Origin of the sequence: Fontisubflavum oceani (assembly GCF_030407165.1) — a bacterium.
Lineage (GTDB): Bacteria > Pseudomonadota > Alphaproteobacteria > Rhodobacterales > Rhodobacteraceae > Rhodophyticola > Rhodophyticola oceani.
Map to the genome: position 1 here is coordinate 382,600 of NZ_CP129111.1, position 14,646 is coordinate 397,245.

The 14,646-nt window shown below is 60.5% G+C and carries 11 protein-coding genes and 3 pseudogenes; 7 read left to right on the forward strand and 7 right to left on the reverse strand.

The window, feature by feature from the left end:
- The first annotated feature begins 83 nt into the window (after positions 1 to 83).
- Positions 84 to 1,550, forward strand: coding sequence for an FAD-dependent oxidoreductase (locus QTA57_RS01980; protein ID WP_290153325.1), 1,467 nt, complete (start codon positions 84 to 86; stop codon positions 1,548 to 1,550).
- On the opposite strand, the pseudogene rpe reads toward QTA57_RS01980, so the two are convergent.
- Positions 1,547 to 2,228: pseudogene (gene rpe, locus QTA57_RS01985) on the reverse strand (ribulose-phosphate 3-epimerase). The gene QTA57_RS01980 and the pseudogene rpe sit on opposite strands and share 4 nt — an antisense overlap.
- 123 nt (positions 2,229 to 2,351) lie before the next feature.
- Between rpe and QTA57_RS01990 the strand changes: the two are divergent.
- From QTA57_RS01990 to QTA57_RS02000, 3 genes are all read left to right on the forward strand, one after another.
- Entirely contained in the window at positions 2,352 to 2,801 is a 450-nt protein-coding gene (locus QTA57_RS01990) for a DMT family transporter (protein ID WP_290153326.1), read from the forward strand.
- Positions 2,802 to 2,893: 92 nt separating this feature from the next.
- On the forward strand, positions 2,894 to 3,898 hold the full coding sequence (deoC, locus tag QTA57_RS01995; protein ID WP_407933491.1) for a deoxyribose-phosphate aldolase: 1,005 nt from the start codon (positions 2,894 to 2,896) through the stop codon (positions 3,896 to 3,898).
- 5 nt (positions 3,899 to 3,903) lie between these two features.
- Entirely contained in the window at positions 3,904 to 6,258 is a 2,355-nt protein-coding gene (locus QTA57_RS02000) for an aldehyde dehydrogenase family protein (protein ID WP_290153327.1), read from the forward strand.
- Between the two features lie 6 nt (positions 6,259 to 6,264).
- Here the strand turns inward: QTA57_RS02000 and QTA57_RS02005 are convergent, their stop codons facing one another.
- The gene (locus QTA57_RS02005) at positions 6,265 to 6,873 is read right to left on the reverse strand and encodes a DUF1523 family protein (protein ID WP_290153328.1); all 609 of its coding nucleotides are present in this window, start codon (positions 6,871 to 6,873) and stop codon (positions 6,265 to 6,267) included.
- Positions 6,874 to 6,888: 15 nt separating this feature from the next.
- Positions 6,889 to 7,149, reverse strand: a complete 261-nt coding sequence (locus QTA57_RS02010; RefSeq protein WP_290153329.1) for a hypothetical protein — start codon at positions 7,147 to 7,149, stop codon at positions 6,889 to 6,891.
- Positions 7,150 to 7,252: 103 nt separating this feature from the next.
- Between QTA57_RS02010 and QTA57_RS02015 the strand changes: the two genes are divergently transcribed.
- Positions 7,253 to 8,530: an acetylornithine deacetylase/succinyl-diaminopimelate desuccinylase family protein gene (locus QTA57_RS02015; RefSeq protein ID WP_290155012.1), complete on the forward strand. Its 1,278-nt coding sequence runs from the start codon at positions 7,253 to 7,255 to the stop codon at positions 8,528 to 8,530.
- 9 nt (positions 8,531 to 8,539) lie between these two features.
- Here the strand turns inward: QTA57_RS02015 and QTA57_RS02020 are convergent, their stop codons facing one another.
- Positions 8,540 to 8,737: a hypothetical protein gene (locus tag QTA57_RS02020; RefSeq protein ID WP_290153330.1), complete on the reverse strand. Its 198-nt coding sequence runs from the start codon at positions 8,735 to 8,737 to the stop codon at positions 8,540 to 8,542.
- Between the two features lie 191 nt (positions 8,738 to 8,928).
- On the opposite strand from QTA57_RS02020, the pseudogene QTA57_RS02025 reads away from it, so the two are divergent.
- A pseudogene (locus QTA57_RS02025) lies at positions 8,929 to 10,400 on the forward strand (ABC transporter substrate-binding protein).
- 233 nt (positions 10,401 to 10,633) lie between these two features.
- Here the strand turns inward: QTA57_RS02025 and QTA57_RS02030 are convergent.
- A pseudogene (locus QTA57_RS02030) lies at positions 10,634 to 12,740 on the reverse strand (esterase-like activity of phytase family protein).
- Between the two features lie 370 nt (positions 12,741 to 13,110).
- On the opposite strand from QTA57_RS02030, the gene QTA57_RS02035 reads away from it, so the two are divergent.
- Positions 13,111 to 13,818, forward strand: coding sequence for an SDR family NAD(P)-dependent oxidoreductase (locus tag QTA57_RS02035; protein WP_290153331.1), 708 nt, complete (start codon positions 13,111 to 13,113; stop codon positions 13,816 to 13,818).
- Between the two features lie 17 nt (positions 13,819 to 13,835).
- On the opposite strand, the gene QTA57_RS02040 is transcribed toward QTA57_RS02035, so the two are convergent.
- Together QTA57_RS02040 and QTA57_RS02045 are read right to left on the reverse strand one after the other, a co-directional pair.
- Entirely contained in the window at positions 13,836 to 14,231 is a 396-nt protein-coding gene (locus tag QTA57_RS02040; protein ID WP_290153332.1) for an aminopeptidase P family N-terminal domain-containing protein, read from the reverse strand.
- A gap of 37 nt (positions 14,232 to 14,268) precedes the next feature.
- Entirely contained in the window at positions 14,269 to 14,574 is a 306-nt protein-coding gene (locus tag QTA57_RS02045) for a hypothetical protein (protein ID WP_290153333.1), read from the reverse strand.
- Between the last annotated feature and the right edge of the window lie 72 nt (positions 14,575 to 14,646).

The following is a 14,646-nucleotide window of genomic DNA, read 5'->3' on the forward strand; positions in this document are numbered from 1 at the left end:
TTTACTTTGTTGCGGGTCATCAATGACTTGGCAGCAGGGCCAAGCCTGCTAGGGTCGCGCGGCGCAAACGTCTGGAGACCGCGATGCCCGATACTGACTCCCCCGAGTTTGGGACCGCCCCCTGGGATCTTTGTATCATTGGCACGGGGATTGCCGGACTGAATGCGCTTTTTGTGGCGTGTGAACATCTGCCGTCAACGGCCCGGGTTCTTTTGGTGGATCGGAATGACCGCTGCGGCGGCATGTGGACCAAGACCTACCCGTATGTGCATCTTCACCAACCGCATCCGATGTTCACCGTCGGCGACATCCCCTGGAATTGGACGAAGCCAGCGCATTACCTAGCAAAAGGTACTGAAGTTGCCGCTCATCTCTCGGCCTGTCTCGATCAGATGCGTAGCAAGCTTCATCTGACCGAGGCTTACGGCCAAACCTGCGATGGGATTTACGAGGGTGTCGAGAAGGGCGAGAGTTTTGCCCAAGTTCAACTGCGCGCCGTTGACGGCGGCAGCCAACAAACCATCCGCGCCAAACGTCTGATTGATGCCCGTGGTCTCGACATCCCGGAGATCACACCGCTCACCCTATCCTCAGAGCACGTGACCTCAACGACGCCTCATGCCCTCGGCATTGCCGGCACGGCCCCAGTTTATGTCATCGGTGGTGGCAAGACCGGCATGGATACGGCCCATACGCTGATCACAAACACCCCGAACCGTTCCGTGACGATGCTCACGGGCAAAGGCACGATCTTTGCCAACCGCGATTTCACCTTGCCGACGGGGATGGCGCGCTATTGGCGCGGCAAGCTGGTCGTGCCCACCTTTCGCGAACTGGCCATGCGATTTGACGGCACAAATCATGACGCGGTTTTCGCGCATTACCGCGACACCTATACGATCAGCCCAACCGGGACGGGGGAGCAATTCCTCTTCGGCATTCTGTCAGAGGCCGAGAGCCAGACGATCGCCAATGGGGTGGACGGGTTCATCGGCGATTACTTGACGGATGTGCGCGACACCGACACGGGGCCGGAGATGATCTTGCGCTCCGGCGCGCGTCACGCAGTGCCCACCGGTTCCGTCTTCGTCAATTGCACCGGGCATCTGCTGCGCCAAGAGCGCCCTTACACGCCATACCTGTCGCCCGGCGGAGCGATCCTGACGATCACGTCGCGCTCTGCGGCGTATTTCCTCAGCAGTGTGGCGGGGTATTTCCTGCCGCATCTTTTCCTGACCGGCAAACTCCGCGACGCGGGCCTCTATGAGATCGATTTCGACACGCTCCGTCAGATCGATCGCAAATTGATGCACATCGTCGGGGTGACGCACACATTCTTAAACACGATCATCATCATGGACGCCCTGCCATTCCGGGTGCTTGACCGTTGTGGCTTGGACCTAGACCGCTGGTTCCCGCTGCATCGAAGGCTGGCGGCTCTGATCGACGTGAAACTCAATCGCCGCCGCTACCTTGATCACACCCGCCGTTCTCTCGACCGGGTTCGGGAAGAGCATGGCATTGCCTGCGGCCCCCTTCCGGTGGCCTAACTGGCTGCGGCGCGGATCGCCCGGATATTGTCTCCATACACATGCGGCGTATCGACTGAACCGCCTTTAAATACGGCGGAGCCTGCAACAAGCACATCGGCCCCGGCGTTCGCGACGAGCGGGGCCGTGGTCGGATCAATACCGCCATCAACCTCGATATGGATCGGGCGATCGCCCACCAGGGCGCGGGTTTGAGCCACCTTTTCGACCATCGAATGAGTGAACTTCTGCCCGCCGAAGCCCGGATTGATTGTCATCACCAGGATCAGGTCGATGGCATCAAGGATATGCTCAATATGGCTAAGCGGGGTGGTCATATTCAGCGCCACGCCGGCCTTCGCGCCATCATCGCGGATCGTCTGGAAGCGTGCGATGCAAATGGGGCCCGGCTTCGGCATGAACGGTGATCATATCCGACCCCGCCTTGGCAAAGGCCTCAATATACGGGTCTGCCGGGGCGATCATCAGATGCACATCCATGAAGGTCGTCACATGAGGACGGATCGCCGCCACCACATTCGGTCCGATTGTCAGGTTGGGCACGAAATGCCCATCCATCGGATCGACATGAATCCAATCCGCCCCTTCGGCCTCAACCGCCCGGATTTCGGCACCAAGATTGGCGAAATCGGCGCTGAGAATGGAGGGCGCGATCTTAATCGAACGGTCGAAAGACATGGGCGGAAGATCCTTATCTCTGGCAGCGCCTCCTGTTACCGCGCCCGCCCAAGGGTGTCACGCCCCCTTGCAGAGGTCCGGTCCGCGCGCCAGGGTGCGCCGACCCCGCGGAAAGGACAAATCATGACACCTGCCATCTGGCTCGCCCTCATCGCCGTCGCCATCGGAGGGGCGGCAATTGCCGTGCAGGCCCCAATCAACAGCCGCTTGGCCACACATGTTGCCGACCCGGTCGTCGCGGCAGCGATCTCGTTCGGCGTTGGGTTTGTTGCGCTTAGCATCGTGGCGGTGATGCGTGGCGCGGTGCCAAACGCGGTCGCAGGCATGGGGGACGTGCCCTGGTGGGCCTGGACCGGTGGGGCGCTTGGCGCCATCTATGTCTGGGCATCGATCTGGTCTGTCTCGACCCTTGGGGTGGTGACCTTGGTGGCCGCGCTGATCTTCGGCCAGCTCACCGCCGCCCTGGCGCTGGATGCACTCGGGGCGTTTGGCATGACCGTCCGGGAGATCAGTTGGACCCGGATCGCCGCGGTGGGGTTCGTCGGCGTTGGATTGGTCCTTTCGCGCCTCTAACTCCGAAATTTGACCAAATGGTCAAGCTTGCCTTGGCAGGGCGGACATGAGACGCTAAACCGGCTTGTCCCATTTTGATTGGCTGTTCCTCCGTGACCCACGCTCCAGACCCAACCGCAACATCGCTTTCCGAGACACAGCTGCCGCAGGTGCATGAACCGCGCAATGACGGCATGGCGCTTGACCTAGATTGGGTCGCGCGGGTGCAGGCCAACACATCGGCCATTGAACGCCGGGCATCGAGCTTGCCAGGCCGCCGCACCGTGAAAAAGGCCTATCAGGCGGCGTGGCTGGCCAAAGCGATCACGTTGATCGACCTCACCACTCTGTCGGGCGATGATACGGCCGGGCGGGTGAAACGCCTCTGCGCCAAGGCCCGGCAGCCCGTCCGCGCCGACCTGCTTGAGGCGCTTGGCCTGCCGCCGATCACCACCGGCGCGGTTTGCGTCTATCACGATATGATCGAAACCGCGGTCGAGGCACTGGACGGCAGCGGCATTCCCGTCGCCGCCGTTTCGACCGGGTTTCCCGCCGGGTTGTCGCCATTTCACCTCCGTGTGGCAGAGATTGAAGAGAGCGTCAAAGCCGGGGCCGCGGAGATCGATATCGTCATCTCGCGCCGCCATGTGCTGACCGGCAATTGGCAGGCGCTTTATGATGAAATGAAAACCTTCCGCGCGGCTTGCGGCGAGGCCCATGTGAAAGCGATCCTAGCCACGGGCGAGCTTGGCACGCTCCGCAATGTTGCCCGCGCGTCGCTGGTTTGCATGATGGCGGGGGCCGATTTCATCAAAACCTCCACCGGCAAAGAAAGCGTCAACGCCACGCTGCCGGTATCGCTGACCATGATCCGCGCGATCCGCACTTATGAGGCCGCGACCGGCATGAAAGTCGGTTACAAACCGGCGGGCGGGATTTCCAAAGCCAAAGACGCGCTGGTCTATCTCAGCTTGATGAAGGAAGAGTTGGGTGATCGCTGGCTTCAGCCCGATCTCTTCCGTTTTGGCGCATCATCGCTGCTTGGCGATATCGAGCGGCAATTGGAACACCACGTGACGGGGGATTACTCCGCCGCATATCGGCATGCGATTGGATAGGGCAGATGAACATCCCTGAGATATTTGAGACCATGGATTATGGACCCGCCCCCGAGGGCGATGCCGAAGCCCGTGCTTGGATTGCCGACAAAGGCTCGGCCTTTGGCCATTTCATCGATGGGGCTTTCACGGCACCCGGCGAGACCTTTGCCTCGAACAATCCAGCCAACGGCGAGACCTTGGCCGAGATCAGCCAAGGCAGCGCGGCGGATGTGGATATGGCCGTGGCCGCCGCCCGTCGCGCCTTCCCGAAATGGGCCAAGCTGACCGGACATCAACGGGCGCGGCATCTCTATGCGCTGGCCCGGCTCTTGCAAAAACACAGCCGCCTCTTCGCCGTGCTGGAGACGATGGATAACGGCAAACCGATCCGCGAAAGCCGGGACATCGACATCCCGCTGGCGCAGCGGCATTTCTACTACCACGCAGGCCTCGCGCAGCTTCTGGAAGATGAAATGCCCGGCCACGCCCCGCTTGGCGTCTGCGGCCAAGTGATCCCGTGGAACTTCCCGCTTCTGATGCTGTCGTGGAAGATCGCGCCGGCCCTGGCGGCGGGTAACACGGTTGTCCTAAAGCCGGCCGAGTATACCTCTCTGACGGCGCTCCTTTTCGCCGATATCTGCCGCGAGGCGGGCTTGCCTAAGGGTGTGGTGAACATCGTCACCGGCGATGGCCGGACGGGCGAAGCGATCACCACACATCCCGACATCAACAAAGTGGCCTTCACCGGCTCGACCGAGGTTGGCCGCCACATTCGGCAGGCCACAGCCGGATCTGGCAAATCCCTCACGCTCGAGCTTGGGGGCAAATCGCCCTATATCGTCTTTGACGATGCCGATATCGACAGCGCGATTGAGGGGCTGGTCGATGCGATCTGGTTCAACCAAGGTCAGGTCTGCTGCGCTGGCTCACGGCTCCTGGTGCAGGAAGGCATTGCCGAGGATTTCCACGCGCGGCTGAAAGCGCGGATGGACAAGCTCCGCATCGGCGACCCGCTTGATAAATGCATCGATGTCGGCGCGGTGGTGGACCCGGTGCAGCACGCCACGATCACCAAGCTGGTTGACGAAAACACCGAAGGGCAGACCTATCGCGCCGCCGTGCCTTTGCCCGAGACGGGGTGTTTCTATCCGCCGACCTTGATCACCGGCCTCTCAACCGCCGCCCCGCTGATGCAAGAAGAGATTTTTGGCCCGGTTCTGGTCTCGACCACTTTCCGGACGCCGGCGGAGGCGGTACAGATCGCCAATAACACGCGGTACGGGCTGGCCGCGACGCTTTGGACCGAGAACCTGAACCTGGCGCTCGACATCGGGCCGAAACTGGCCGCCGGTGTGGTCTGGGTGAATGCCACCAACCTCTTTGACGCTGCAGCCCCCTTCGGCGGCGTGCGGGAAAGCGGATTTGGCCGCGAAGGTGGATGGGAAGGGCTTCTGGCCTATCTGAAACCCGCCGTGAAAACCAAGGCGCTGACAGCGAAAGCACCGACCCCGGCACCCGATACACCTGACGCGCCCGGTCTCGACCGGACCGCGAAGATGTATATCGGCGGTAAACAGGCCCGCCCCGATGGGGGCTATTCCGAGCCGGTCTGGTCGGCCAAAGGCAAACTGCTTGGTCATATGGGCCTGGGCAATCGCAAAGACATCCGCAACGCCGTGGAAGCAGCGCAAGGGGCGGCAGGCTGGTCGAAGACCACTGGCCATCTGCGCGCGCAAATCCTTTATTATATTGGCGAGAATCTCTCGGCCCGGGCCGATGAGTTCGCAAGCCGCATCCGCGATCTGACAGGTGTCACCACGAAACTGGCCGAGGCGGAAGTCGAAACCGCGATTGACCGGCTCTTCACCTATGCCGCTTGGGCCGACAAATTCGACGGCACGGCGAAATCGGTCCCGATCCGCGGCGTGGCACTGGCAATGACCGAGCCGGTCGGGGTGATCGGAGCGCTGGCGTCAGATGATGCGCCGCTGCTTGGTGCGATCTCGCTCATCGCGCCCGCCATCGCGATGGGCAACCGGATCGTTCTGGTGCCCAGCTATGCCGCGCCACTCGCCGCAACCGATCTTTACCAGGTCTTGGACACTTCCGATGTTCCCGCCGGTGTCGTGAACATTGTCACGGGCGACCCGGCTGAACTGACCAAACCCTTGGCCGGCCACCTGAATCTCGACGCCATTTGGGCCTTCACCGCCCAAGCCGGCGCGCATGTGGTCGAAGCCGCCTCAGCCTCGAACCTGAAACGGACCTGGGTGCATGATGGCCAAGGCATTGATTGGATGAGCAAAGCGGGCGAAGGCAAACGTTTCCTTCAGGCCGCGACTGAGGTCAAAACCATCTGGGTGCCCTATGGCGAATAGGACCGGCTAACGCCGCCGTCCTGCCATCCAATCGCGGAGTTTCGCCCACCGGACGGCGGTGCGATCGACAATCGGGTCGATCACGCGGTCTTCGAACCGTTCCCATATCCGCCAAGCAAAGAAGATCAATCCGGCTAGGATCAACAGGATCACGATGTTGAGCCAAGGGAAAAGCGTCACATCCGGCCCCGCGACGGGGCGCATCCCGACCGCATTGGGATAAGAGGTCGGAAAATGCATGCGCCAACCATAATGGGTGACCGCGACCCATTGCGGCTCGGCCTCGGCAGAAACCAGGCTTGTCGCCTCGGCCTGCAGATCCGCCGTGTCGAGCTTGAAGTAAGGCGGCCAGCCAAACCCGGTATCCTCGTTGCGATACACAATCACATCGCCATTGACCCGCACCGCATTGATGAAACGGATATCCCGGCTGCCGGAAGCGGTCGCCCCGTCTTCGGTATTGGAGAAAAACCACCGGTTGAGCGAGGTGAAATCCTCGCGAACCACCTCGGTCCCGGTAATCCGCACGATGTCACGTTGCGGCAGCGTGTAGTGGAAGAACGCCCCGACGATCAGAAGCAGAACAAGCAGAAAGACAATTCTCGGCCAGCGCATGGGCGGGGCCCTTTCCTAGTTCGTGACGTAGACAAACACGCTGAGCGCCGTGATCGGCAGGACATAGACCAGGAAAAGCAACCAACGGCTTATCCAGCGGAGCTTTGGCCCCTCCTGCTCTCGGACCCAATCACCGCGATCGCCGGGACGACCTTCCATGACCCAGTCTTCCTCCAAGCGCGCGCGGATACCGGCGCGCCAGTAAAGGAACACGCAGACATAGACCAAGGTCAGCACAACAAGAAGGATGATCGCCATCCGGCCAATATTTAGCATGGGAGCTCCCTGGGTTCGCGATGTGTCATAAACCCTTATATGGGGCGCGAAAAGAGCTTTGGCAGGGCTTGAAGCCGCGCCCGCCCGGGCGCAATCTGCGGATATGACCGAAACCTCACGCCTTTATGCCGAAATAACCGCCCGCCGAGAAGACTTGATCACGTTGACACAAGACCTGATCCGCATCCCGACCCTGAACCCGCCAGGGCGCAACTATCGCGAGATTTGCGACTATCTGGCGGCGCGGCTAAGCGACAAGGGTTTTACGGTCGAGATGGTCCGCGCCTTTGGTGCGCCCGCCGACAGCGAGACCTATCCACGTTGGAACCTCGTCGCCAGACGAGAGGGCGGTGCCCCCGGCGACTGCGTCCATTTCAATTCGCATCATGATGTGGTCGAGGTTGGCCACGGTTGGACAACCGAACCCTTCGGTGGCGAGGTCAAAGACGGGCGCATTTACGGCCGAGGGGCCTGTGACATGAAGGGCGGGCTTGCCGCCTCGATCATTGCCGCCGAGGCTTTCCTCGCGGTCCATCCAAATTTCAAAGGCGCGATCGAGATCAGCGCCACTGCAGATGAAGAATCAGGCGGCTATGGCGGTGTCGCCTATCTGGCCGAGCAGGGGTATTTCGACCCTTCGCGGGTGCAGCATGTGATTATCCCGGAACCGCTCAACAAAGACCGGATCTGCCTCGGCCATCGCGGGGTATGGTGGGCAGAGATCGAGACACAAGGTCGGATTGCCCATGGCTCGATGCCGTTTCTGGGCGATTGTGCCGTGCGCCATATGGGTGCCGTTCTCGCGGAAATGGAGCGCTATCTCTTTCCGCTGCTCGCCACGAAACACACCGCGATGCCGGTCGTGCCGGAGGGGGCCAAGCAATCCACACTCAACATCAATGCCATCCATGGCGGCGAGCCGATCCAAGATGCGGATTACACCGGCCTTCCAGCGCCATGTGTGCCAGATCGCTGCAAGATCACCATCGACCGACGCTTCCTCATAGAAGAAGATATTGATGAGGTGAAAGCCGAAATCACCGGCATGTTGGAGAAGATCAAAGCCGAACGACCGAATTTCACTTATGAATTGCGCGACCTGTTCGAAGTGCAGCCCACGATGACCGATGAGGATGCACCCGTGGTGCGGACCGTCCAAGCCGCAATTGAAAAAGTCCTTTCAAAACAGGCGGAATTTGTCGTTTCGCCCGGCACATATGACCAAAAACACATCGATCGGATTGGGCGTTTGAAGAACTGTATCGCCTATGGCCCGGGCATTTTGGACTTAGCCCATCAACCTGACGAGTGGGTAGGCATCGACGACATGATCGACAGCGCCAAAGTCATGGCGCTGACACTGGAAGAGTTGTTGCTTTAGAGGTGCGGGCTAGGCGTATTCTGGAAAGCCCAGCCGCTCAATCGCCTCGCGCGCTGCCGCACGCGCGGCCTCATCTGCGGACAGAAGCTGCGCGTTGAGGTCTTTCATCAAAATACTCAGCGTTCGTGAACTGGCTTGCTCGGCAATAAAACTGGCGACCTGATCGGTCGACAAATTCAGGATGTCTGTAGCACTAGGCAAGGCCATTGAGCAGCTCCGCTATGGTGTGATGACGTGTTCCCCAGACCAAACTCTAATACAAGGTCTCGATTCGAGCGACTCCTAAGTAACGGTTTTGCGACAGCGCGCCGCAGTGCAGCATGACACACCCGATCATCGCTTGCATGGCGACCCCTTCGGCTCCTACGATCATGCCAAAGTCAAAAAGGGAGACCCTCATGTTTCATCGCTTGAAGACAAGCGCCGCGATCCTTGCCGTGACCGCAAGTGGCGCGCTCGCCCAGCAAACCGACATCACAATCGGCATGCAGCTTGAGCCGCCCAATCTGGACCCAACCGGCGGCGCAGCGGCGGCCATTGACGAGGTGGTTTATGCCAATGTCTTCGAAGGGCTAACGCGCTTCGCCTCGGACGGCTCGGTGATGCCCGGTCTTGCCGAAAGTTGGGAGATTTCCGAGGATGGGCTGACCTATACCTTCATGCTTCGTGATGGTGTAATGTTCCATGACGGAACCAGCTTCACCGCCGAGGATGTCGTCTTCTCGCTCGACCGCGCGCGGGCTGAAGACACGACCAATGCCCAAGCCGCGCTGTTTGCCGGTATCGACAGTGTCGCGGCGGTGGATGACACCACGGTGACCATCACGCTCTCGGCGCCGAATGGTGCATTCCTCTTCAATCTCGCCTGGGGTGCGCCGTGATGGTCGCCCCCGAAAGTGCGGAGACCAACGCGACCAATCCGGTCGGCACCGGCCCCTTTGTCTTTGCCGATTGGGTCCAAGGTGATCGAGTCGAGCTGACCCGCAATGCCGAGTATTGGGGCGAGATGCCCGCCCTGGAAGCCGCAACCTTCCGCTTCATCTCCGACCCGAACGCCGCTTTCGCCGCGCTGATGGCCGGCGATGTGGATGCCTTCCCGGTCTTCCCGGCGCCCGAGACGCTCAGCCAGTTTGAGGCCGACTCGCGTTTCAATGTCATCGTTGGCTCGACCGAGGGCGAAACGATCCTGTCGATGAACAACATGTCGCCGCCCTTGGATGATGTGCGCGTGCGTCAAGCGATTGCCCATGCGATCAACCGGCAAGACATCATCGATGGCGCGATGTTCGGCTATGGCACGCCAATTGGCACGCATTTCGCACCGCACAACCCAGATTACGTCGATCTGACCGGCAATTCGGCTTACGACCCGGATGCCGCCCGTGCGCTTCTGGCCGAGGCGGGTGTCAGCGACCTCACTTTGCGTCTGGCCCTTCCGCCCCCGTCTTACGCGCGGCGCGGCGGCGAAATCATCGCGGCGCAGCTTCGCGAGGTCGGGATCGAGACCGAGATCAGCAATCTGGAATGGGCACAATGGCTGGAGCAGGTGTTCCGCGGCAAGGATTTCGACCTGACCATCGTCAGCCATACGGAACCGGCGGATATCAATATCTATGCCCGGCCAGATTATTACTTCCAGTATGACAACCCTGATTTCCAGCAGTTGATGACGGATCTGACCGCCGCGACCGACCCGGCAGAACGTTCGAGCCTGAACCAACAGGCGCAGGAGATGATCGCGGGCGACTATGTCAATGGCTTCCTATTCCAACTGGCCAAAACCGGGGTCGCCAATGCGAATATCCAAGGCCTTTGGGAAAACGCCCCGACCCAGGCGAATGACCTGACCGGTGTCAGTTGGACTCAATAACGGTCGCAACTCTCTGAGGAGACTCCAGGGCGCCCGCCGCGTGTCGATTGTGGTCTGATCGATCTGGCGCGCTCGCCCTGCGCAGGGCGAGCGCTGTGACTCGATTGCAAAGGCGCGGGCGATTCATGATGCGGAACATCGGGGTTAACGTCTCCACTCAACGAAATTGCCCCCGCGGATCGCTCCGCGAGGGCATCGCCGTCATAGAAAGGGCTGCTTAAAAACCAGAGGGGTCACATTGGCGGCAAGGCGAAGAACATGGTCTCGCCCGAATGGTCGTCCACACCGTCATTGTCGGTGGACACCCACATGGTCCCGTCGTCCATCATCGCCAGACCTTCGACCTTATCGAGGACAAAGCCGCCGGTGGAGGTCAGGTAGGGCAGCAGGTCGACCACCAGCTCCGGTTCCACAACCGGCAGGTCGCCGCCCAATTCGCCCGGCACCATCTGCGCCAGTGGGATGCGGGTGATCTGTTTGGTCACGGCTGCGGCTCCGATCTGATTGTCACGCTCAATGACGTAGACATAATCGCCATGGGCCACGATCTCCGAGAGGCCAACCCACCCAGTCGCAGGTTCGGTCAGCGGGTAATGCACGGCACCCCAGGCTTCGGTTTCCAAGTTGTAAGAGACCAGTTTGGTGTGGTTTGCCGGGTCATCATCCCAAGGCCGCTGAACCGCCATCCAGAGCGTGTCGCCAACCATGGTGATACCTTCGAAGCCAAAGCGGCTTTCGACTGCCTGGAAGCTCCGCAGGCAGCGGGACGTAGTCTTCGATCTCTCCATCGGCGCCAACATGATAAAGCGCATGCGGCACCAGACGGTCGGTGCGGCCTTCGGAGGCGATCCAGAAACCGCCCGCGCCATCGAGCGTGATGCCCTCCATGTCGAGCAATTGCGCGGGCTGCCCGGCGCGGGTGACACGGATCGCGTCGACGATCTGGGCCGGGGTTTGCGACGGGTCGATGACAAAGATCGTCGGCTGCATGGCATAGAAGCTGTCATTGACCGCATAGATCATGCCATCTGCGTCCGCCACTTGGCCGGAAATCGCGCCCCAGCCGGTGAGCTCCTCCATGCCAGCAGAGGTTAGATGCGGATAGCTGGCCGCCGCCTCTTGATACTCAAAGAGCATGACATGGGCCCGTGCAGCGCCATCTTCCAAACCGTCCACTTCATTGGCGGAAACCAGGAGGTTACGAGACGGGATAGTCACATAGCCTTCGGGCCCGATGCCCGAGGGCAAAAGCTGCGCAAGGACTGGGTTCGCGGGATCGGTGACATCATAGACACCCACGACGCTTGCCCGCTCCGCCCCAACAAAGACCATCGGCGTGCCGCCGAACTCCGCAAAGGTCACCGATTCCGGTTCAACACCTTTGTTGCCCGACCGGCGCTCAGGATAATGGCCGATCTGGATGATCGCCTCCTCAAACGAGGTGCCGCTTTCGTAAACGACCGTGCCGTCCTGGTGGAAGATCGTCCAGCCGCGGGAACCGCCATCCATATCGCCCTCGTTGGCGGTGGCGAAATGCGTGTCGTCGATCCACGTCACCGCGTCGGGTTCGCGAACACGGCCCGGCTGGCTACCGCTAAAGACGAACGCGCGTTCCTCGTCGACATCGATGCCTTCGAGATCGACGGCTCCCGCGGAGAAGTGGCTCAGCACCTCTCCGGCAGAGTTCAGCACAACCATATGGTTGTTTTCCTGCAAGGTGACGACCACCTCACCTTCGCCATTGATATGCACATATTCCGGCTCCGGATCTTCCGGCGCCACATCGGCCAAGCCGGTGACATCGGCCACACGGAGCGTGTCGCAATCGATCAGACCTTCGGAGGTCAGGTCCACCATGACGACGGAGCCGCCAGGCAATTGGCCCACGCGGCCATCGCCCAGGTCTTCATCCCGTTCGTTTTCGATCGCAACCGCAAGGAAAGACGCATCCGGCGCAATCGCAACCGAGTCCGGCTGCCCCGGCAGATCACAACGATCCACTTCGCTCTGATCGGCAATGTTGATCTCAACCAGATAGCCCGAGGGATTGGTGTAGCTTTCCGAGGTGTTCACGCCCGCCAGCGCATAGTTGCCCGCAACCGCGACAGAGGTCGGTTCCCCCTCCAATTCCATAATCCCCGCAGGGGCCGGATTGGCCGGATCGGTGATGTCGATAAAACCAAGCGCTTCTTGCGGGCTGTCGGTATAGACCAGCGTCATCCCATCGCCGGTCACCGCGATGATTTCAGCGGAGGTTTCTTCGGCCTCGGGCGCGTTTTCGGCAATGGCAAAGGATGCAATACGGTTAAAATTCATATCCGCAAATGCGGGGCCTGCCATCAGCGCGATGGCCGAGGTCAGGGTCAAAAAACGGGGGTCATTCAGCTCTCCCAGGTTGCAAGCGTGACGGGTTGTCCTCGCGCGAGCCGGTGACGCTGACGTAACGGAAATGTTTCAGTTTTATGAAATGGTGAACAATCACCGGCTTACGGCCATCGAGCCCAGGCATCAACACGCCTGATCGCCAACCAAACTGCTCGACAGGCAGATCTGTTTTGTCGGGCCGATGGGAACGTCCGATATGCCAATGCGACCTCTTTGCATGTTGGCTCCCGATCCTGGAGCGAAAGAGCCGACCCGTCGGTTTTCATGCCCTCGCTGCTCATGCTAGGCAGGCGCAACACAGCCGCCAGCGAAGGAACACGAAGATATGCAGCTCAAGGGAAAGACGGCGATTGTCACCGGCGGAAGTGACGGAATCGGGCGGCATATCGTGCTCAAACTCGCCACTGAGGGGTGCCGCTTGGCGATCTTGGGCCGGAATGCCGAGCGGCTGGACCATGTTGTCGCAGAGGCCTTGGCCGCCGGGGCCAAAGAGGCTCGCGCCTATGCCTTCGACCTGACCGACAGCGCCGCGCTGGACGCCACCGCCACGGCGATTTTGGCGGATTTCGATGCAGTCGACATCCTGATCAACAATGCCGGGATTTGGCATAAGGCTGGTCCGCTCGACAGTATCTCACCCGATCTTCTTGTGGCCACGGTGCAGATCAACCTGACCGCGTTGATGCAATTGACCCGACACATGCTGCCGCATTTACGAACGCGCGGCGAGGCGGCCATTCTCAACATCGCGTCCAAATCCGGCGTCACGGCGCAGGCCGGTCAATCGGTCTATTCCGCCACAAAATATGGCGTGCGCGGCTTCACCGATGTGCTGAAAGAGGATGAGGCGGAAACCGGCGTGCGCGTGGCCGGGCTTTATCAAAGCGGCACCAACACGCAGATGTTTGCAAAGGCTGGCGAGGAAGTGCCAAACCAGATCTTCACGGAGCCAGAGGATTTGGCGGATGTGGTCGTCTTTATGTTGTTGCGCCCGCCGAAGATTTGGCTGCATGAGGTGCGGGTAGAGCTATAGACGCGGCCCTTTCTACACTAATCCCGTTTGGGCAGCGCTCTTATCTGCCGGGTGATAGCATCGGTCAGGTCAATCACATCACCCGGCGCGAGACCCGCACGAAGTGCGTCAGCCGTCGCCGTATCCATCGCCCCGGCTTGCACGCCGACGGTGCGTCTGAACCCGATCGTCTCGCCGATATACGTCCATGTCGTTCCTAGGGATTGGGGGATGATCTCGACACTCGCAACCCGCCGCTGTGCTATCTGACCCGCTTCTGGCACGATCAGCGACGCTTGATCAGCTGTCACAAGCAAAACACTGTCGCGCATCGGCCGGCTCAGCTCGAGACCCGTATAAAGCTCAATCGTTTCGATCTCCGTGAGGCAAGCTGCGCTCGCTCCGGACGCATCGATGATCGTCCGCAACGCCATGAGCCGGTTAGCTGCTGCCTCATCCGTGCCCACGTTTTCAAGCAAGTCCAAACGCCACGCGCAGGGCCAACCAGATTGATCCAAAGGCGGTGACTAGAGCCACATTCGCGAACAGCATGGTGCAAAGCAGATTGGCCAGCATCACGACAAAAAAGAGGCCCCGCCACGCCGGGGTCGCTCTCAAATGACCGACATTCAGGATCAAGATCAGCATCGCCGCGACATAAACCGCGATCACTGAAACTGCAGCGCTCAGCGTCACCGTCGACAGAACCGCTGCAATCCCCCACGGCAACACCCCATTGATCAGGCCAAACCGCGCCCAAACCGGCAATTGCATCATCTCATCGTCCCCCTTCTGTTACTCCGCCGCAGAAGCGCCCCTTCTGTCAACTCTGCTCTGGCACCTCCCCTT